The sequence below is a fragment of the Phenylobacterium sp. GW823-FHT02A09 genome (assembly GCF_058797775.1).
Genome location: NZ_JBXAJZ010000004.1, coordinates 281,480 through 300,483, shown reverse-complemented (window position 1 = coordinate 300,483; position 19,004 = coordinate 281,480). Strand labels below are relative to the sequence as shown.

Here is a 19,004-nt window from a genome sequence, read left to right as displayed (position 1 = left end):
GGATCAGGCCGCTCGCGGCAGGATCAGCGCCACCCGCAGCCCCGGCCCCATCTCGCCGACCTTGCCGGGACCTTCCGACAGCTCGAGCCGGCCGCCATGCGCCTCGGCGACGGCGGCGACCAGAGACAGCCCAAGGCCCGAGCCCGGCTCGCTGCGGCTGTTCTCCAGCCGTACGAAGCGCTCGACCACGCGGGCGCGGTCCTCGTCGGGGACGCCGGGACCGGTGTCGGTGACCGAGAACTCGATCTCGCCGGACGAGCGCCGCCGCACGCGCAGCATGATCGCCCCGCCGGCCGGCGTGTATTTCACCGCGTTGTCGAGCAGGTTGGCCAGCGCCTGGGCCAGGAACTCGCGGTTGCCGCGGACCTGAAGGTTCTTGGCGAACTCGGCGCCGAACTCCAGTCCCTTGTCCTCACAGGTCGGCTCGTAGAGTTCGGCCAAGTCAGCGGCCAGTTCGGCGGGATCGAACAGGCTCTGATCGGGCGCCTGCCCCGCAGCCTGCAGGCGGGCGATGGCCAGAACCGCGCCGAAGGTCTTGAGAACCCCGTCGGTGTCGTCCAGCGCCTGGGCCAGCGCCTCCTCGGCGTCGCCCTTGCCGGCCTCGACGTCGAGATAGGCCGTCTCCAGCCGCGCGCGCAGGCGGGTCAAAGGAGAGCGCAGGTCGTGGGCGATGGCGTCGCCGGCGTGACGATGGCCGGCCATCGAGCGCTGCAGGCGATCCAGCATCTCGTTGATGCCTTCGGAGAGCTCGTCGAACTCGTCGCGGGCGCCGCGCACCGCGGCGCGAGCGTCGAAGTCGCCGTTGCGGACCGCGGCCACCACGTCGTTCAGCGCGCCCATGCTGCGCGAGACGTTACGGCTGACCAGCAGGCCGCCGGCCAGGCCGAGCACGATCACCAGCGCCCCGGCCCCCCAGAGAGCGCGGGTGATCTTCACGACATAGGCCTGATCTTCGCTGATGTCGGCGCCGACGAACAGGATCTCACCGCCGCTCAGCCGCTCCTGGATGCCGCGGGCCGGATGCTTCACCAGCCGGCCCTGGGCGTCCGCGTCGGTCACCGAGAAACTGGCGCGGGTCGAAACCCCGACGGCCGCGCCGGCGTCCTCGATCGGCGACTCTGCGATCGAGCCGGAGATCCGCGCGCCGTCGGGTTTCATCAGCAGGTAGAGGAACGGCCGCTCGCTGGCCGCACGCTCGATCAGCGACTGGTTCACCGCATCGACGCCGGCGCGGTCGTAGGCCGCCACCAGCGAGCGCATCTCGCGCGTGATGTTCTGGTCGGTGCGCCGCGTCGCCTCGCCCGCCGTCGCCAGATAGATGTAGGCCAGGAACGCGCTGGCGGCCGCCGCGAACAGCGCCAAGAACAGCAGCGTCAGCCGGAACGGCGTGGTCCGAAAGAGTCTCGGCAGGCGCATGGCGCGCGCCCGGCCCTACGGATCGAGGCGGTAACCCGCCCCACGGACGGTCTGCAGCATCGCGCGGTCGAAGCCCTTGTCGATCTTCGAACGCAGCCGCGAGACGTGCACGTCGATGACGTTGGTCTGCGGGTCGAAGTGATACTCCCAGACCTTCTCGAGCAGCATGGTGCGTGTCACCGACTGGCCGGCATGGCGCATCATGAACTCCAGCAGCTGGAACTCGCGCGGCTGCAGGTCGATCTCCTTGCCCTGGCGGTGCACGGTGCGGGCGATGAGGTCCATCTCCAGCTCGCCGACCCGCAGCAGGGTCTGGACCGAGCCGGTCTCCCGGCGCCGAGACAGCGCCTCGACCCGGGCGATCAGCTCGACGAAGGCGTAGGGCTTGACCAGATAGTCGTCGCCGCCGGCCTTGAGGCCCTCGACCCGGTCGTTGATCTCGCCGAGCGCGGACAGGAACAGCACCGGGGTCTGATCGCCCTCGCGCCGCAGCGCCTGGACCATCGAGACCCCGTCCATCCGCGGCATCATGCGGTCGACGATCATGACGTCGAACTCGCCGGCCTGGGCGGCGGAGAGGCCCGCCTCCCCGTCGCTGGCGCGAACGCACTCGTGACCGGCCTCGGTGAGGCCGCGGTCCATGACCTCGGCCGCTTCGAGATCGTCTTCGACAATCAGTATCCGCATCGACTCAGGCCCCCAGGTCCACGCAGCCTAGCCGGAGATCTTCAGCGGCAGGAAGGACGTACGACCGCCACGATGCACCCCGATCAGGATGCTCTGGCGACCGGCCTTCTTGGCCGCCGTCACAGCCGCCGAGAATTCCGCCGCCGTGGTCACCGCCTCGCCATTCGCCTGAACGAGGATGTCGTCCTTGCGCAGGCCGCGCAGCGCCGCGTCCGACGACTGGTCGACGCTGGCGATCAGCACGCCCTTGAAGCCGGGCTCGAGGTTCAGACGACGGCGCGAGGCCTCGTCGATCGGCGCGAGCGCCAGACCCAGCACTACCGGACGCTGCGCTTGGGCCTCGGGCTTGTCGCCGCCGCCGCGGTTCTGGCCGCCCTGTTGGTTGTCGTTGGCGGCGAGCTCGCGTTCCGTCGGACGCACGCCCGAGCGGATTTCCACGTTCCTGCGCTTGCCGGCCCGCAGGACGTCCAGCTTCAGCACGTCGCCCGGCTTGGCCTTGGCGACCTCACGGGTCAGCTCCGACGAGGTCTTGACGTTGACGCCGTTCACCGAGGTGACGATGTCGCCCGACTGCAGGCCGCCGCGATCGGACGGGCCGCCCGGGGTCACGTTGGCGACGATGGCGCCGCGCTGCGTCCCCATGCCCTGGGCTTCGGCCATCTCGGCGGTGAAGTTCTGGATCGAGGCGCCGATGTAGCCGCGTGTGATCTTGCCGCCCGCGATCAGCTGCTTGGTGATCGAGTCGGCGACGTCCGCGGGAATGGCGAAGCCGATGCCGACCGAGCCGCCCGACGGCGAGAAGATCGCCGTGTTGACGCCGATCACGCGCCCGTAGACGTCAAAGGTCGGACCACCGGAGTTGCCCCGGTTGATGGGCGCGTCGATCTGGATGTAGTCGACGAAGGTCTCGCCGATGTCGCGGCCATAGGCCGAGATGATGCCGGCGGTCGCCGTGCCGCCCAGCCCGAACGGGTTGCCGACGGTGATGACCCAGTCGCCGACGCGCGGCTTGCCGGCGTTTTCGAAGTTCACATACGGAAAGCCGCTGCCCTTGACCTTGAGCACAGCCAGATCGGTGCCCTCGTCGCGGCCGACGACCACGGCGTCCAGCTCGCGCTCGTCCTTGAGCACGACCTTGATCTCCTTGGCGTTCTCGACGACGTGGTTGTTGGTGACGATGTAGCCGTCGCCCGAGATGAAGAAGCCTGAGCCCGACGACTGCTGGCTGGGCAGGCGCGGCTGACCGCGGCCCTGGCCCTGTTGCCCCTGCTGGCCTTGTTGACCCTGGCCCTCTTCGTCATCGCCGCCGCCGCCACCCGGCGGCTGGCGCGGAACGATGTCGAACGGGAAGTTCTCGAAGCCCGGCACGCGGCGCAGGGCCGACGGATCGACGTCGGAGGTGACGTTGATCGAAACGACGGCGGGCGAAACCTTCTCGAAGATGTCGGCGAAGGAGAGCGGCGCGCCCGGCGGCGGCGCGAAGATCGGCGCGGTCGAGGTGCGCATCAGCAGGCTGCGGTCGACGCTGGAATCGGCCCGCGGTTGATCCGCGAGGTTAGCGCCGGCGAGAGCCGCAGTCGCGACGCCGACGCCCGCCAGGGCGCCGAGGAGATAACCGGTCTTCTTCGAGGTCATAAGCCTTCAATTTCCCTGTGGGCGCCCGGTGTCAGATAGCACGGGCACGTCCCCGACAACCTATGTTCGATGCCAAAGAGCGCAATGTCTCTCAAGTTACGTTTAGGTCACGCTCGGCTCTTCATAGCGTTCAATGTTTGGCGCAATCTTGTCACGCTGCTCAATCGCGCGACAGGTCGTCCAGGCGCGCAGCTTCCTCGGGCGCTAGCGCCTCGTCGGCCGGCCGGTTCCGCAGGGTACGGAACAGCAGCCAGAGCCCCAGCAGCACCACCGCCAGCGGCGCGCCCCAGAGCGCGGCGTTGCCCAGCGAGAAGGCCGGCTTGAGCAGCACGAACTCACCGTAGCGATCGGTCAGGTGCTTGCGGACCTCGTCGTCGGTCTTGCCGGCCTTGACCTCGTCGCGCACCAGGCGGCGCAGATCGGCCGCCAGCTCGGCGTTGGAATCGTCGATCGACTCGTTCTGGCAGACCAGGCAGCGAACCTCGCGGAACAACTCGCGGGCGCGGGCTTCCTGCGCCGGATCGGGCAGCCGCTCGGCCGGGTCGGACGCCGCGGCGATGCAGAGCACCGCGCCCAGGATCGCCGCCAGCCGCTTCACGCCGCCACCGCCTGCTGCTTGCGCCCGGCGCCCAGGCGCAGCCGGCGGTCGGACAGCGAAACTACGCCGCCCAGCGCCATGATGCCGGGGCCGATGAAGATCAGCAGCGCCCAGGGGTTCCAATAGCCGCGGACCAGCCAGACCGGCTCGCCGGCGGCGTCGCGACGCTCGCCGAGCACGACATAGAGATGATCGAGACCGCGCGTGCAGATCGCGACCTCGGTCGTGGTCTGGCCGCCGGCCGGGTAGAAGCGGCGCTCGGGCTTGGGCGCGCAGATCTGGGTGTCGCCCTTGAAGGCGCGCAGCAGGCCGCGCTCGGCCTCGTAGTTCGGACCTTCGACGCCGCGTATGTCGTCGAGCACCAGGCTGTACTCGCCGATGTTCAAACGCCCGCCGATCGGCAGGGTCTCGGCGGCCTCAAGCTTCCAGCCGGTCTCGAAGCAGGCCCCGAGCACGAAGACGCCGAGGCCCAGATGCGCCAGGGTCATGCCCCACGCCCCACGCGGCAGGCCGACAAGGCGTCGCCAGGTTTCGGCCGCCGAGGCTCGGAACATGCGGGTCCGCTCGGCCAGTTCGACCAGCGCCCCGATCACGAGCCAGGCGCCCATCGCCACCCCGGCCGCCGAGAACGCCTTGCGCGGGCTGATCAGGGCGTAGGCGGCCAGGCCGCAGCCGACCGCGATCAGCGCCGCCAACCACAGGCGCTGAACCACGCCGTTCAGGTCGCCGCGCTTCCAGGCCAACAGCGGCCCGGCCGGCAGCAGGATCGCCAGGGCGGCCATCAGCGGCGTGAAGGTCAGGTTGAAGAACGGCGGGCCGACCGAGATCGCCTCGCCGGTCGCAGCCTCCCGCATCAGCGGATAGAGCGTGCCCAGCAGCACGGTGGCGGTGGCCGCCGCCAGCAGGATGTTGTTCAGCACCAGCGCGCTCTCGCGGCTGACCGGGGCGAACACGCCGCCGCGCGCGAACAGCGGCGCGCGCCAGGCGAACAGCGCAAAACCGGCGCCGGCCGTGACGCCGAGGATGGTCAGCAGCAGCACGCCGCGGGTCGGATCGACCGCAAAGGCGTGCACCGAGGTCAGCACGCCGGAGCGCACCAGGAAGGCGCCGAGCATCGAGAAGGTGAAGGCCGCCAGCGCCAGAAACACGGTCCAGCCGGCCAGCGCGCCGCGTTTTTCGGTGACGATGGCCGAATGCAGCAGCGCTGCGGCGATCAGCCAGGGCATGAAGCTGGCGTTTTCGACCGGATCCCAGAACCACCAGCCGCCCCAACCGAGCTCGTAGTAGGCCCAGAACGAGCCTAGCGTGATGCCGACAGTCAGGGCGCTCCAGGCCGCCAGGGTCCAGGGGCGCACCCAGCGCGCCCAGGCCGCATCGACGCGGCCCTCGATCAGGGCGGCGACCGCGAACGAGAACACCACCGACATGCCGACATAGCCGACGTAGAGCGCCGGCGGATGGAAGGCGAGCGCCGGGTCCTGCAGCAGCGGATTGAGCGAGCGGCCCTCCACCGGCGCGTTGATCACGCGATTGAACGGGTTGGAGGCGAAGACTGTGTAAGCCAGGAACACCACGCCCAGCAGGCCTTGCACCGAGATGGTCAGGGTCTTGAGCCCCGCCGGCAGATCGCGGCCATAGACCGCGACGGCCGCGCCGCAGCCGGTCAGGGCCAGGCACCACAGCAACATCGAGCCCTCGTGGCTGCCCCAGGTCCCAGCCACCCGATAGAGCAGCGGCTTGGCGGTATGCGAGTTGGCCGCGACGTTGGCGACCGAGAAGTCCGACGTCACGAACGCGTACATCAGCGCCGCGAAGGCGACGAGCAGCGCGACGAAGGCGCCGATCGCCGCGCCTTGCCCGGCGCCGGCCATCACCGGCGAACGGCGCCAGCGCGCCAGACCGCCGACAAACGCTTGAGCGACAGACAGCGCCAGGGCCAGCGCCAGTGAGAACGCCCCGATCTCGACGATCATCGCGCGGCCGGTTCCGCCGAATAGCTGGGCGGCGGCGCGCCTTCGCCACGCCACTCGCCCTGCTCCTTGATCGCCTTGGCGACCTCGCGCGGCATGTACTTCTCGTCGTGCTTGGCCAGCACCTGCTTGGCCTTGAAACCACCGTCGGCCTGGAACGCGCCGGTGGCGACGATTCCCTGCCCTTCGCGGAACAGGTCCGGCAGATCGCCCGAATAGCTGACCTTGGTGGTGGCCAATTGATCGGCGACGACGAACTCCACGCGGCCGTCCGGATGCTTGACCACGCTGCCCGGCTGCACGAGCCCGCCCAACTGGATCGAGCGGCCGACCGGCGGCTTGGCCTCGGCCGCCTGGGCCGGGGTATAGAAAAACGAGATGGAGTCCGAGAGGCCCCACAGCGTCAGGCTGACGGCGAGCGCCAGCACCGGCGCGATGGCCGCGACCAGATAGAGGCGTCGGCGCGCCTTCGGGGATTTGGGCAGCCAGCCGCTCATCGCATCGGTTCCGTCTTCGCCGCCAGGTCCAGGGCCTTGAGAATATCGGCCTTGCCGGCGTAGCGCGCCTTGGCTTCCGTCAAAGTCGCATCGCGCTTGGCGGCGTCGCCGAGCACGGCGTAGGAGCGGACCAGCCTCACCCAGCCCTCCGGATCATCCGGCTCGGCTTCGAGTTTGGCGGCGAGGCTCGCGACCATCCCTTGCACGGCGGCCATCTGGTCGTTGTCGAACTTCGGCGCCGGCGCGCCTTCCGCCTCGGCGATGACCTGCTGCACGGCGGCGCGGCGCGGATCGGTCGCCGGCAGGTCCGCGGCGAGCGCGCGCCAGGCGGCAAGGCCCTCGGCGCGCTGGCCGCCGGCGACCTGGGCGCGGGCAAGGTGGAAGCGGGCGCTGACCGACTTCGGGTCACGCTTCAGCGCTTCCTGGAAGGCGCGCTGCGCCCGGGGCGAGACCTCTCCTTGCGCCTGGACGACCAGCACCTCGCCGAGCCCTTCCCAGAGATCGGCGCGGTTCGGGGTCAACTCGATCGCACGGCGCAAGGCGCGCGCGGCGGCGTCGGGATTGTCGGACGCCATCTCGGCCTGGGCCAGGAAACCATAGGCGTCGGGGTCGCCGCCGCGCTCGGCGATCAGCGACTTCAGCACCACCGCCATTTCCGGCGGGGTCAGTTCCGAGGGATCGGCGGCGCGCCAGGCGGCGACGCGCGCCTTGAACGGCTGGTCGCCCATTCCCGGCGATCCGACGGCGAAATAGAGGCCCAGCGCCAGCAGCGGCGTCAGGGCGGCGAACGCCAGCACGATCTTGCGCTGCGAGACATCGACCGACCACGGCGCGCTCTTGGCGTCGGAGGCCCCCAGCAGGCGGCGCGCCGCCTCGGCATGGGCGATCGTGCGTTCGGACGCCGGGATGAGCCCGCGCTCGGCGAGGTCATCGATTTCGCGCAATTGGCGTCGGTAGACCGCCGCGGTCGGATCATCGGCGCCTGCGAGCGCCGCCGCGCGAGCCGATTTCCAGAGGACGAGACCAGCGCAGAGCGCAGAAAGCACGCCCGCAACCACCCAGAACGCGATCATGGCGCGGCTTTAGCCGAAAGACGCCGTCAGTTCCACAGGTCCGATCGGCGCAGGCCCAGTTTCAAGCAGAGTTTAGAGCGGCCGGGCCGGGTCTTCCCAGGCCGGTCGCGGCGCCGTGACCGCCCCGAACGCGCTCGCCGCGCGCCGGCGTACGATTTCTCTCGCCCGCGGTTCGTGGATCAGACCGGCGAACTCGGCGGCGACCTGCAGCTTCAGGGCGGCGATCTCGCGATCCGGCGCCTCGCCCTCCCGCACACGGAGCAGCACGTCCTCGACGTATTGGTCGAGCGCCTCGCCGGCGGCCTCCATCACTTTGGCGCGGGTGGAGGCGAACCCGCCGTAGTTGGCGCTCGCGCGAATGCCCTCGGCGAAGCTGAGCAGGCTTCGGCAACGCTCGACTTGGCCTTGATCCGGCGGCGAGCTCAGCTCCGGTTCGGAGATCAGGGCCCGCGCCACCCGCACCTTCTGGCTCGGCAGCGCCGCCGCCTGCAGCCGCGGCAGCTCTCGCAGGCGCTTTTCGACGACCGAGGCCAGCGACTGCTTCTGCTTCTGAATCCGCCCGCCCCAGCCACCCTCGCGCGCCAGGTCGATGGCGTTTTCCAGCTCGGTGACCTGCAGGGTCAGAATCTCGACCGTGGCCGCGGCGGCCTCACCTGTCGCCGCGCCTCCATTCAGGTCGAACGCCGCCACCGCCCTCAGATTGGCGTCGACCGACTCCATCAGCCGGGTCGCGAACACCGCGAGCTCCGACCCAGAGAGATAGCTTTCGGTCGGGTGATCCATCACGGCTGAGACGATCCGCAATATGGTCCAGGGCTCGGCGAGTTGCGCGCCCAGCATCTCGAAGAACCGCGGACCGGCGTCTTCACCCGCCCGGCAGGCGTCGCGATAGGCCAGCCGCGCCGCCGCCGCCCGCTCCTGGGTGGTGCGGCTGATCCACTCGGGCAGCTTTTCGGTCGCCCGGCGAACGACCGGCGACATGACAAGGCAGGCGCGCAGAGCCGCCTCCCCGCCCGCGCGATCGGCCTCGACGACGTCCAGCCCCGCGACGATGTCGCGCTGAGTGCGGACATCCATTTCCTCGACCAAGCGTGCGGTCAGTCGGTCGAAGGCCTCATGCGAGGTCACGCCCGGCTCATAGTCCGCCATGACCAGGGCTGCAGCCGCCACGTCCTCGGCCGCGACGTCGCGCAGCCCCCGCCACAGCATCGACAGCGCGCGTGGCGGGAAGGCCAGACGCTCGGGATCGCCTCTGCGGTCGACGAACAGCGGCGCAATGGGCTGCAGGACCTTGTTCCGCAACGTGCGCTCGGCGACCTCGGCCTCGACCACCCGGCGCACGCCGGCCAGGGCGGTGTCGCCTTCCGCCGCCGCGAGCGCGTTGCGCAGGCCGCTGATCACCTTGTCAGGCGCCCCGGCCACAAGGGTGCGGACGATGTCGATCTTGGCGTCGGGCAGGCCGGCCATATGGGAAGACGCTCCACTGCAGGCGCACTTCTCCCGCACGGCCAGACCATGGCGCCGGCGAGTTAAGGCTTTACGAAAAGTCCTGCAAAATCAGGCCTCAGCCCGCGGCAGGTCCAACTCGACCAGAAGTCCGCCAAGCCGGGCCTCGCCCAACTTCAGCGAGCCGCCATAAGCCCGCGCCAGTTCGTCGACGATCGACAGCCCCAGGCCCGAACCCGGCGCGCTTTCGTCCAGCCGCGCCCCGCGGCGCACGACGGCTTCGCGCTCCTGCGGGGTCAGCCCTTCGCCGTCGTCCTCGACCGTCAGGCGCAGGCGCTCGCCCGGCGCGGCGCCGGCGCGGACCCGGACCTTCGCCTTGCACCACTTGCCGGCGTTCTCCATCGCGTTGCCGGCCAGCTCCAGCAGGTCCTGACGCTCGCCGAGGAAATAGAGGTCGTCGTCGGCGTCCCAGTCGATCTCGACGCCCTTGTCGACGAAGATCCGCTCCAGGGTGCGCGAGAGTTCGTCGAGGACGTCAGCCACGGAGGTTCGCTCCCCCGATCCCTGGGTGCGCGCCGCCGCGCGGGCCCGACGCAGGTGGTGATCGACCTGCATGCGCATCGCCTCCGCCTGGCCCTCGACGACCTCGGCGAGCGGACCGCCGGTCTGGCGCGCCTCGGTCAACATCACCGACAGCGGGGTCTTCAGCGCATGAGCGAGGTTGCCGACGTGCGTGCGCTGGCGCTCAACGACCTCCTGGTTGTGCGCCATCAGCGCATTGAGTTCGTCGGCAAGCGGCGACAGTTCGCTCGGATAGGCGCGCTGGACCCGCTCGGCCTTGCCACGCCGCACCGACGCCACTTCGCGGCGCAGCGCGAACAGCGGGTTGAGGCCGACCCGGACCTGGATGACCACCGCGGCGATCATGCCGACCGCCAGCAGCACGAAGGCGATGGCGGTCGCGGTGACGAAGCCCCGCACGTCGCGGTCGACCGGACTGCGGTCTTCGGCGGCCATGAACACCACCGGCGCGGCGCGGCCCGGCAGCTTGGCCTGGGTGGCCATCGCCCGCAGCGGCTCGTTGAGCGGACCGAACGTGTCGTAGGAGACCGGCTGGCCAGGCTTGGCGTCCAGGCGGCCGACGATGTCCGCCGGCGACTTCAGCTCGCTGTCCCAGAGCGAGCGCGAACGCACCAACACCCGCAGCTTGCCGCCCTCACCCGGTTCGGCGATCTGCCAATACTTGCCGGAGAATGCGCGTAGGGCCCGCAGGTCGGTCAGGGCCGGCGCTACGACCTCGCCCTTCTCGGCGATGGTGGTGCCGGCGGTCAGGTTGTCGATCAGCTCCGAAAGGCCCTGGTCGAAGCGGCGCAGCGCCGCCTGCTGGAAGAGCAACGCCAACACCAGGGCGCAGACCACCAGAACGGCCAGGCTCCAGCCCGCGGCCAGGATCACCAGCCGCCGGACGAGCGAAGGCTGGCCGAGGTTCGGCATGGTCACGAGCCGGCCGCCCCGCCCCCCAGTTCCTCGGCCGGAGCGGTCAGGCGATAGCCCAGTCCGCGGACGGTTTCGATCCGGTCGGCGCCGATCTTTTTGCGCAGGCGGCCGATGAACACCTCGATGGTGTTGGAGTCGCGATCGAAGTCCTGGTCGTAGAGATGCTCGACCAGTTCGGTGCGGCTGATCACCCGGCCCTGATGCATCATCAGGTAGTGAAGCAGGCGGTATTCCAGCGACGTCAGGCGCAGCGGTTCACCATTGACGCTGGCGCGGGCCGCACGCGGGTCGAGACGCAGGCCGCCTAGCGACAGGCTGGGGGCCGCGTGTCCGGCCGAGCGGCGCAGCAGCGCCCGCAGCCGCGCCAGCAGCTCCTCGGTGTGGAACGGCTTGGTCAGGTAGTCGTCGGCGCCGGCGTCAAACCCGGCGACCTTTTCGCTCCAGGCGCCGCGCGCGGTCAGGATCAGCACCGGCACGGCCATGCTCTCACGCCGCCAGCGCTCCAGCACCGACACGCCGTCGACCTTGGGCAGGCCGAGATCCAGTATCACCGCGTCGTAGGGCTCGGTCTCGCCGAGGAACTGGGCCTCCTCGCCGTCTGCGGCGTGGTCCACCGCATAGCCGGCGTCGCCGAGCGCCGCCTTCAGCTGGCGCGACAGGTCCGGATCGTCCTCGACCAATAGAATACGCATGGAACTCCTTAGCCGCCCTGGCGCGAGATGATCTGGCCGCTCTGAGCGTCGACCACGAAGATGATCACGCGGCCGTCGTTGGTCTGCCACTGCACGAAGTAGGCGGGGCGTCCGCCCGCGTCGCCTTGGGTCGTGTTGAGCTGACGGCCCGGCGTGCGCGAAGCGATGTTGGCGATCACCTGCGACAGCGGCACCTGCCGCCCGCCGCGCACCGCGTCGCGGGCCGCATCCTGATCATGCCTGCCGCCATAGGACGGGCGGCCGTAGTCAGGGTACGGCTGGGCGGCCGCGGGTGCGGCGACCAGCAACGCGGCGATGACAAGGAGGCGTTTCATGAACCGCAGCATTAGATCCAGATCACTGAACCGGGCCTGAATACGGGGTTTATGAAGGCCCGCGCCGACGCTGTCACTGGCGGCGGCGAAAACTACTTCTTCTTGGGCGTGTACGGACGCTCTTTTCGCCAACGCTCGGCGAAGCTTTCGAGCTCCTGGTCCGGCTTGTCCGGCAGCATCAGTACGATGCGCGCCAGCAGATCGCCACGCTTGCCCCGGCTGTCCGACAGCCCCTTGCCCTTCAAACGCAGCGACTGGCCGCTGTTGGCGCCCTTCGGAATGGTCAGGGTGACCGCGCCGTCCGGCGTGCGGGCCTCGACCTTGCCGCCGAGCACCGCGTCGGGGATCGAGACCAGAAGATCCATCACCAACGCCTCGCCCTCACGGCGGAAGATCGGGTGCGGCCGCATGACCAGTTCGATGAACGCGTCGCCCGGTCCGCCGCGGCCCGGCGAGCCCTGGCCTTTCAGGCGCAGGGTCTGGCCTTCTTCGGCGCCCTTCGGAATGGTGACGTCGATCGTTCGGGCGTCCGAGAAGGCGATGCGCTTCTTGGCGCCGTGGATCGCCTCCTCCAGGTCGATCTCCAGCTTGGCCCGTACGTCGGAGCCGCGTTGGGAGAACCCGCCGAAGCCGCCTCCGCCGCCCCCGCGCCGACCGAGGATCTCGCTGAACAGGTCGCCGAGGTCGCCGCCCTCCATGGTCTCGGAGTAGCGGCCCTGGCCGCCCCACGGGCTGCCTTGCTGGCCGAACGGCCCCCCGCCGCCGCCGAAGCCGCGCATGGTCTCGCGGCCATCGGCGTCGATCTCGCCGGCGTCGAACTTCTTGCGCTTCTCGGCGTCGCCCAGGATGTCGAAGGCGGCGCTGACCTGCTTGAAGCGCTCTTCGGCGGCCTTGTCGCCGGGGTTGGTGTCAGGGTGGTGCTGCTTGGCGAGCTTTCGGAACGCCTTGCGGATCTCGTCAGCGCTCGCGCCGCGAGAGACGCCCAGCTCCTGATAGGGGTCGCGCGCCAAGGAAGGGACCTCTCAAAACTTCGGGGAGATAACTACGGGGCACTCAATTAGGCCGTTTGGCGGACGGCGCAAGCCTCATTGTGACATATTTACCACAACCAGGGAGCCGCAACTAGTCTCCGCCGCGCTCCTCCAGAAGATCCCACGCCGCATATTGGATGGCGTCCTCCGGATCCTCCAACGTTTCCTCGCTGATGGTTTCGCCACGGATCGAAACGCCGGCCGTGTGCACGCTCTCCGGATCGCCCGACACGAGCGGGTGCCACGACGCCAGGCCTCGTCCTTCGTTGATGCGACGATAGGCGCAGCTGAGCGGCATCCACTGCAGCGCGTCGATGTTTTGCGGCGTCAACTTGATGCAGTCGGGCACGTACTTCTTGCGCTCGGGATAGTTCGTGCACGTGCAGCGCTCGGAGTCGAAGAGCTTGCAGTGCACCCGGGTGGGAAAGACCTCGCCGGTGTCCTCGTCCTCGAAGCGCACCAGACAGCAGAGCCCGCAGCCGTCGCACAGGCTCTCCCACTCGCGCACCGTCATCTGCTCGAGGGACTTCGTTTCCCAGAAAGGCCTCGAAGCCATGCTACAGGCGCCCTACACAATCCAAATTCAGCCGCCCCAGATTACCCGTGACCGACGACAACAACGACCCTAACCGCGCAAAGACGCCTTTCGGCCAGCGCCGGGAGCCGCCTGAGGCTGACCTGACCGGTTCGTCGCCTAAAGGCAAGCGTGGCGGGCGGTCGCTGTTGTGGGCGGTGCTCAAGTGGACCGCCGTCGCGATGCTGGTGCTGGTCGTCGCCGGCCTGATCGCCGCCGGCGTGGCCTGGAACCATATCAACAAGACCTACCTGCAGGACCTGCCGCAGGTCCCGACCCGCCAGGAAATCTACGCCACCACCCGGGCGCCGGCGATCAAGTTCTATGACATGAACGGCCAGTTCATCGCCTCGCGCGGCCCGCAGTACGGCGAGAACGTGCGGCTGGCGGCCCTGCCCGACTATGTCCCCAAGGCGTTCCTGGCGGCCGAGGACCGGCGCTTCTACCAGCATGGCGCTGTCGATCCCTGGGCCATCGCCCGGGCCGCGCGCGCCAACCAGAAGGCCGGCCGCGTCGTCGAAGGCGGCTCGACCATCACCCAGCAGCTCGCCAAGGGCATGTTCCTCAGCCCCGAGCAGAACCTGAAGCGCAAGATCCAGGAGGCGGCGCTCGCCTACAAGCTGGAGCAGATGCTGACCAAGGACGAGGTGCTCGAGCTCTATCTCGACCGCATCTACTTCGGAGCCAACACCTTTGGCCTCGACGGCGCCTCGCGCACCTATTTCGGCAAGCCCGCCACGCAGCTGAACCTCTCGGAAGCCGCGCTGCTGGCCTCGCTGCCCAAGGCCCCGTCGCGGATGGCGCTCCACCGCAACATGGACAAGGCGCTGCAACGCCAGCGTCTGGTGCTCGAGCGGATGCGCGGCGAGAACTGGATCAGCGAGGCCGAGATGCGCGCCGCCCTAGCCGCGCCTCCGAAGCTCGCCGCCACCGCCTTGGCCAACGAAGGCGACAACGGCTACCTCATCGATTACGCCCAGGCTGAGGTGCTGCGGATGGTCGGCGAGAACTCGCCGGACCTCAACGTGACCTTGACCATCGATCCGCGCCTGCAGTCGGCCGGCGCCCAGGTGCTGCGGCGGATCATCGAGGTCGACGGCAAGTCCAGCGGCGCCAGCCAGGGCGCGATGATCGCCCTGGATTCGACCGGCGCGATCCGGACCATGGTCGGCGGCGTCGACTACACCAAGAGCGTCTTCAACCGCGCCGTCCAGGCCAAGCGCCAGCCAGGCTCCAGCTTCAAACCGTTCATCTACGCTGCGGCGCTGGAAAAGGGCGTGCTGCCCACCGACACTCGCGTCGACGAGCCCGTGAAGATCGGCGACTGGGAGCCCAAGAACTACGGCGGCAAGTACGCGGGAACCGTGACTGTCGAGTCCGCCCTCGCCCGCTCGCTCAACACCGTGGCCGTCCAGCTCGGCCAGGAAGTCGGCCCGGCTGCGATCGCCAATCTGGCCGGTCGTTTCGGCATCAGCACCCTGCCGCCGAACCCGAACCTCTCGGTGTCGCTGGGCGCCTACGAGGTGCCGCTCATCGAGATGACCTCGGCCTACCAGGTCTTCCAGACGGGCGGGAACCGACTGCGGCCGTACATCGTGGCGCAGATCCAGGCCGCCGACGGTCAGGTGATCTACACCCACCAGACCTCGTCGCCCGTGCCGGCCTACGACATCCACTGGGCCAGCATGATGGTGAAGATGATGCAGAAGGTGGTGACTAACGGGACCGGGACGCGGGCCAACTTCGGGCGGCCGGCGGCGGGCAAGACGGGGACCAGCCAGAACTTCCGCGACGCCTGGTTCATCGGTTTCACGCCGGATTATGTCGCCGGGGTCTGGGTCGGCAACGACGACGACCGGCCCATGAACCAGGTGACGGGCGGCCAGGTCGCCGCCGCCATCTGGAAGGATTACATGGTCACGGCCCACATGAACCTGCCGAGCCGCGAGTTCGAATGGCTGCTGCCCGACCCCGAGCCGGTGTACGAGGACGACCCCCGCAACGGCTTCTACGAGGGCCTGGCCTACGATTTCGAGACGACCGAGCGCGACGTCGCCCCGCCGCCGCAGCCGATCCCGCAATTGCCGATACCGGACGTCGTCGAGCCGGACATCGAGCCTGCGCCGAACTGAGGGGTCGCCTCGGCGCGCGGCTCCCTATATGTGCAGGCGCCCATGAAGCCCCCCGTTCTCGCCCTCAAGGACGTCCGCCTCGCCGACGGTCCGAAGATGCTGTTCGACGGCGTCGACCTTGCCGTCGAGCCGCGCTCGCGCGCCTGCCTGGTCGGCCGCAACGGCGCGGGCAAGTCGACGCTGCTGAAGATCCTGGCCGGCCTGATCGCCGCCGACGAGGGCGAGCGCACGGTCCAGCCGTCGATCCGCATCGCCTACGTGCCGCAGGAGCCGGACATCGTCGGCGAGACGCTGCTCGACTACGTGATCGCCGGCGGGGCCGAGCCGCACCGCGGCGAAGCGGCGCTCGAGCTGTTCGGCATCGACCCGGCCAAGCCCGCCAAGGGCCTGTCGGGAGGCGAGATCCGCCGCACCGCGCTCGCCCGCGCCTTCGCCGAAGAGCCGGACGTCATCCTGCTGGACGAGCCGACCAACCACCTCGACATCCTGGCGATCGAGACGCTGGAGGCGGAACTCGCCGCCACGCGGTCGGCGCTCGTCATCGTCAGCCACGACCGCGCCTTCCTGGAGCGCGTCACCAACCGCTGCTTCTGGCTGGAACACCGCCGCGTCCGCCGTCTTGAAAAGGGGTTCGCCGCCTTCGACGAGTGGGTCGAGCGCATCCTGGCCGCCGAAGCCGAAGAGGGCCGCCGGCTCGATAAGCAGCTGGAGAAGGAAGAATACTGGCTGCGCCGGGGCGTCACCGGCCGCCGGGCTCGCAACGAGGGCCGCCGCCGGGCGCTGATGGAGCTGCGCAAGACCAAGGTCGAGCGCATGCGCGAGGTGCGCGGCGACCTCTCGATGGGCCTGGCCTCGTCGGGCCTTTCGGGCCAGCGCGTCGCCGAGGTCAAGAACATCGCCAAGGCGTTCGGCGACCGCACCCTGGTCAAGGATTTCTCGACCCGAATCCTGCGCGGCGACCGCGTCGCCATCGTCGGGCCGAACGGCGCAGGCAAGACCACCCTGGTCAAGCTGCTGCTGGGCGAACTGCCGCCCGACACCGGCTCGGTGAACCTCGGGGTGAACCTGGAGATCGCCTACATCGATCAGGGCCGCGTCGATCTGAAGCCCGAGATGACGCTGCGCGACGTGCTGACGCCGCTGGGCGGCGACCAGGTCATGGTTCGCGGGCAGCCCAAGCACGTGGCGGCCTACGCCAAGGAGTTCCTGTTCACCGACAACCAGCTGCGCCAACCGGTCCGCAGTCTGTCGGGCGGCGAGCGCAACCGCCTGCTGCTTGCCCGCGCCCTGGCCACGCCCGCCAACCTGCTGGTGCTGGACGAGCCGACCAACGACCTCGACATGGACACGCTGGACCTGCTGGAGGACCTGCTGGCCGACTACGAGGGCACCCTGATCCTGGTCAGCCACGACCGCGACTTCGTCGACCGCTTGGCGACCTCGACCATCGCGCTCGACGGTCACGGCAAGGTCGTCGAGACCCCCGGCGGCTGGCAGGACTTCCTCTCGCAGAACCCGGGCTTCTTCAAATCCGTCGCCGATGGCGCGGCCCAGGCGCCCGCCGCGCCGAAGCCGGCCGCCCCGCGCGCCGAGCCGCCGAAGCCCAGCAAGCTGTCCTACAAGGACCAGCGCCGTCTGCAGGAACTGGACGCGGCCATCGCCGCCCTGCCCGGCAAGATCGCCAAGCTCGAAGCCGACATGGCCGATCCGAACCTCTACACCCGCGATCCGGCCGGATTCGCCAAGCTCAACGCCGCCCTGGAGGCCGCGCGACAAGAGCTCTCCGCGTCCGAGGAAGAGTGGCTGGAGCTGGAAGAGCGCCGCGAGGCCCTGGCCCGCTAGCGGATGAAGCAGTCGCCCTTGAGGCCGTTGCAGAACGCCTGAGCTTCAGCCCGGGTCTGGAACCCGGTCACCAGCGCCCGATGGAAGGTCTTACCGTCGACCACGACGCTGCGCACGGCGCTGGCGAGCGGCGGCGTCACCTTGCCCTTGATCTTGGCCAGGGCCTCGCGCGCCTGCGGCTCGCTGGCTGCGGCGGCGATCTGCACGGCGACCTTGCCGGCGGTCTTGGGCTTTGAAGCCGGGGCCGTTGCGCGAGCCGGGGTCGGCGCGGGCCGGGCGCTCCCTTCGCGCACCGCCGCCGGGGTCAAGGGGCGCAGGTCGAGCGCCGGCCGCGACGCCGCTTCCGCCGATGCGGCCGCTACGGGCGGAGTCGCCGGCACGGCCGCGAGCGCCGCGCTCGCGGGCCGAATCCGGCGCGCCTCGACCGCCGTGCGCATCGGCGCCTCTTCGCTGGGAACCGGCGGTCCGGCCGGCGGGCTTGGCGGAACCTCGACGACCGCCGCCGGCGCGCTCTTCGCAGGCTTGGCGGATTTGGCCGGCGCGGCCTTCGGCGCGGGCTTGGAGGGGACGGGCTTTTCCGACACGGGGGGCGCCGCGGCGATCTGCGGCGCCGGTCCGCAGACCGCGCGGATCACCTGCGCCAGGTAGGCGTCCGGCGAGGGCTGCACCCAGCCGCCGGGAACATGGCGGTTGATCGCCACGCCCTTGGCCTGCGGTTCGGTGAAGACGGTCATCTTGACCACCATGTCCCGACGTCGCACGCAATCGACGTTCACGGTCGAGCGCATGGAGCGGTAGCCGATCACGCGCTCGGCCTCGTCCGAGATGACCTCCCCTTGCAGGACGACGCCTTCGAACACGCCGCCGCCGTCGCTCGGCGTCCCGCGGTTGCGGATCGCCACCACGAGGTCGGACTTGGCATAGACCACCGAGGCCGCCGGGAGACCGCTGGCGGCGACCGCGCGGCGTTCGCGCGGGTTGAGCGCGCCATCGCTCATGTCGGCGTGCGCGCCCTGGGCCAGCGCCAGCGCCGCCAGCGTCACTCCCCATCCGAACCGCGCGTGCACCGAACCGCTCCTTGCTTCGCAACCTCGACCTGCAGGAGGTCGCATAGTTCGTCGTCCGGCAACAGGGTTAGCGCTAGGGCGCCTTCCGCAGCCCAATTCTGTGGACCGTCGAGCAACCCTTGCTCCGGAAAGGGCCGGGCGCACGTCGACTCCCAGGTTGCGCACAACTTGTTAACCATTTCACCCAAGGTCGCGCACAGGCCCGCAGCGCGCGGAAGTTGCGTCACGGCAACGCCGGTGAGACCGTCAAGAGGCCGAGGGGAGCTGCGGCGCGGGCGAACGGGGGACCGGTTCGCCGAGCGGGCGGACGGCGAGGATAGGAACCAGGGCGACCTGGAACCCCTCCTCCAGACGGCGCCTGGACAACGACGGAACCCGGTGGGGAACCCCCACGCCACGTCGTCCCGGGGTCGAGCTCGAGGCATGGATCCCAGGGGATCTGGATGAGGGGGCGATGCTGCGGGTGACCGCAGCGTCGCCCTCTTGCTATCGACCTCGCCCATTTTCCGGGC

General features: G+C 69.6%; 16 protein-coding genes. 2 read left to right on the top strand and 14 right to left on the bottom strand.

Annotated features, from left to right (window positions below; genetic code table 11):
* Window positions 1-3: 3 nt before the first annotated feature.
* From AC1Q87_RS18055 to AC1Q87_RS17995, 13 genes are all read right to left on the bottom strand, one after another.
* Window positions 4-1,416 (bottom strand): sensor histidine kinase, encoded by a 1,413-nt coding sequence (locus AC1Q87_RS18055; RefSeq protein ID WP_492610213.1) that lies wholly within the window; start codon window positions 1,414-1,416, stop codon window positions 4-6.
* A 15-nt stretch (window positions 1,417-1,431) separates the two neighbouring features.
* Window positions 1,432-2,103 (bottom strand): response regulator transcription factor, encoded by a 672-nt coding sequence (locus tag AC1Q87_RS18050; RefSeq protein ID WP_183774580.1) that lies wholly within the window; start codon window positions 2,101-2,103, stop codon window positions 1,432-1,434.
* 27 nt (window positions 2,104-2,130) lie between these two features.
* Window positions 2,131-3,738, bottom strand: a complete 1,608-nt coding sequence (locus AC1Q87_RS18045) for a Do family serine endopeptidase (protein ID WP_492610212.1) — start codon at window positions 3,736-3,738, stop codon at window positions 2,131-2,133.
* 160 nt (window positions 3,739-3,898) lie between these two features.
* On the bottom strand, window positions 3,899-4,336 hold the full coding sequence (locus tag AC1Q87_RS18040) for a cytochrome c-type biogenesis protein (protein WP_492610211.1): 438 nt from the start codon (window positions 4,334-4,336) through the stop codon (window positions 3,899-3,901).
* Window positions 4,333-6,309 (bottom strand): heme lyase CcmF/NrfE family subunit, encoded by a 1,977-nt coding sequence (locus AC1Q87_RS18035; protein WP_492610616.1) that lies wholly within the window; start codon window positions 6,307-6,309, stop codon window positions 4,333-4,335. Before AC1Q87_RS18035 ends, AC1Q87_RS18040 begins: the two co-directional genes overlap by 4 nt.
* The gene (gene ccmE / locus AC1Q87_RS18030) at window positions 6,306-6,803 is read right to left on the bottom strand and encodes a cytochrome c maturation protein CcmE (protein ID WP_492610210.1); all 498 of its coding nucleotides are present in this window, start codon (window positions 6,801-6,803) and stop codon (window positions 6,306-6,308) included. The genes AC1Q87_RS18035 and ccmE overlap by 4 nt, the downstream gene beginning before the upstream one ends.
* Window positions 6,800-7,876, bottom strand: a complete 1,077-nt coding sequence (gene ccmI, locus AC1Q87_RS18025; RefSeq protein ID WP_492610209.1) for a c-type cytochrome biogenesis protein CcmI — start codon at window positions 7,874-7,876, stop codon at window positions 6,800-6,802. The genes ccmE and ccmI overlap by 4 nt, the downstream gene beginning before the upstream one ends.
* Before the next feature lie 72 nt (window positions 7,877-7,948).
* On the bottom strand, window positions 7,949-9,343 hold the full coding sequence (locus AC1Q87_RS18020; RefSeq protein WP_492610208.1) for a hypothetical protein: 1,395 nt from the start codon (window positions 9,341-9,343) through the stop codon (window positions 7,949-7,951).
* Window positions 9,344-9,433: 90 nt separating this feature from the next.
* A complete protein-coding gene (locus AC1Q87_RS18015) occupies window positions 9,434-10,816 on the bottom strand; it encodes a sensor histidine kinase (RefSeq protein ID WP_492610615.1) in 1,383 nt (460 codons plus the stop codon).
* A 2-nt stretch (window positions 10,817-10,818) separates the two neighbouring features.
* Entirely contained in the window at window positions 10,819-11,511 is a 693-nt protein-coding gene (locus AC1Q87_RS18010; RefSeq protein WP_056015905.1) for a response regulator transcription factor, read from the bottom strand.
* Between the two features lie 8 nt (window positions 11,512-11,519).
* Window positions 11,520-11,846, bottom strand: coding sequence for a PepSY domain-containing protein (locus tag AC1Q87_RS18005; RefSeq protein ID WP_492610207.1), 327 nt, complete (start codon window positions 11,844-11,846; stop codon window positions 11,520-11,522).
* 92 nt (window positions 11,847-11,938) lie between these two features.
* A complete protein-coding gene (locus AC1Q87_RS18000; RefSeq protein WP_492610206.1) occupies window positions 11,939-12,856 on the bottom strand; it encodes a DnaJ C-terminal domain-containing protein in 918 nt (305 codons plus the stop codon).
* 112 nt (window positions 12,857-12,968) lie between these two features.
* On the bottom strand, window positions 12,969-13,433 hold the full coding sequence (locus AC1Q87_RS17995) for a YcgN family cysteine cluster protein (RefSeq protein WP_492610205.1): 465 nt from the start codon (window positions 13,431-13,433) through the stop codon (window positions 12,969-12,971).
* A gap of 47 nt (window positions 13,434-13,480) precedes the next feature.
* Between AC1Q87_RS17995 and pbpC the strand changes: the two genes are divergently transcribed.
* Together pbpC and AC1Q87_RS17985 are read left to right on the top strand one after the other, a co-directional pair.
* Window positions 13,481-15,583 (top strand): multimodular transpeptidase-transglycosylase PbpC, encoded by a 2,103-nt coding sequence (gene pbpC, locus AC1Q87_RS17990; protein ID WP_492610204.1) that lies wholly within the window; start codon window positions 13,481-13,483, stop codon window positions 15,581-15,583.
* A 42-nt stretch (window positions 15,584-15,625) separates the two neighbouring features.
* A complete protein-coding gene (locus AC1Q87_RS17985) occupies window positions 15,626-17,425 on the top strand; it encodes an ABC-F family ATP-binding cassette domain-containing protein (RefSeq protein WP_492610203.1) in 1,800 nt (599 codons plus the stop codon).
* Here AC1Q87_RS17985 and AC1Q87_RS17980 read toward each other — a convergent pair.
* Complete coding sequence (locus tag AC1Q87_RS17980) at window positions 17,422-18,492, bottom strand: SPOR domain-containing protein (RefSeq protein ID WP_492610202.1); 1,071 nt, start codon at window positions 18,490-18,492, stop codon at window positions 17,422-17,424. The two genes, AC1Q87_RS17985 and AC1Q87_RS17980, sit on opposite strands and share 4 nt — an antisense overlap.
* Window positions 18,493-19,004: the final 512 nt, after the last annotated feature.

What these genes read in the sequence shown, in the direction of transcription:
- AC1Q87_RS17995 (WP_492610205.1), bottom strand. Translation starts at nt 13,433, where the DNA reads ATGGCTTCGAGGCCTTTCTGGGAAACGAAGTCCCTCGAGCAGATGACG.
- AC1Q87_RS17985 (WP_492610203.1), top strand. Translation starts at nt 15,626, where the DNA reads ATGAAGCCCCCCGTTCTCGCCCTCAAGGACGTCCGCCTCGCCGACGGT.
- AC1Q87_RS18015 (WP_492610615.1), bottom strand. Translation starts at nt 10,816, where the DNA reads ATGCCGAACCTCGGCCAGCCTTCGCTCGTCCGGCGGCTGGTGATCCTG.
- ccmE (WP_492610210.1), bottom strand. Translation starts at nt 6,803, where the DNA reads ATGAGCGGCTGGCTGCCCAAATCCCCGAAGGCGCGCCGACGCCTCTAT.
- AC1Q87_RS18020 (WP_492610208.1), bottom strand. Translation starts at nt 9,343, where the DNA reads ATGGCCGGCCTGCCCGACGCCAAGATCGACATCGTCCGCACCCTTGTG.
- AC1Q87_RS18045 (WP_492610212.1), bottom strand. Translation starts at nt 3,738, where the DNA reads ATGACCTCGAAGAAGACCGGTTATCTCCTCGGCGCCCTGGCGGGCGTC.
- AC1Q87_RS18010 (WP_056015905.1), bottom strand. Translation starts at nt 11,511, where the DNA reads ATGCGTATTCTATTGGTCGAGGACGATCCGGACCTGTCGCGCCAGCTG.
- AC1Q87_RS18055 (WP_492610213.1), bottom strand. Translation starts at nt 1,416, where the DNA reads ATGCGCCTGCCGAGACTCTTTCGGACCACGCCGTTCCGGCTGACGCTG.
- ccmI (WP_492610209.1), bottom strand. Translation starts at nt 7,876, where the DNA reads ATGATCGCGTTCTGGGTGGTTGCGGGCGTGCTTTCTGCGCTCTGCGCT.
- AC1Q87_RS18035 (WP_492610616.1), bottom strand. Translation starts at nt 6,309, where the DNA reads ATGATCGTCGAGATCGGGGCGTTCTCACTGGCGCTGGCCCTGGCGCTG.
- AC1Q87_RS18005 (WP_492610207.1), bottom strand. Translation starts at nt 11,846, where the DNA reads ATGAAACGCCTCCTTGTCATCGCCGCGTTGCTGGTCGCCGCACCCGCG.
- AC1Q87_RS18050 (WP_183774580.1), bottom strand. Translation starts at nt 2,103, where the DNA reads ATGCGGATACTGATTGTCGAAGACGATCTCGAAGCGGCCGAGGTCATG.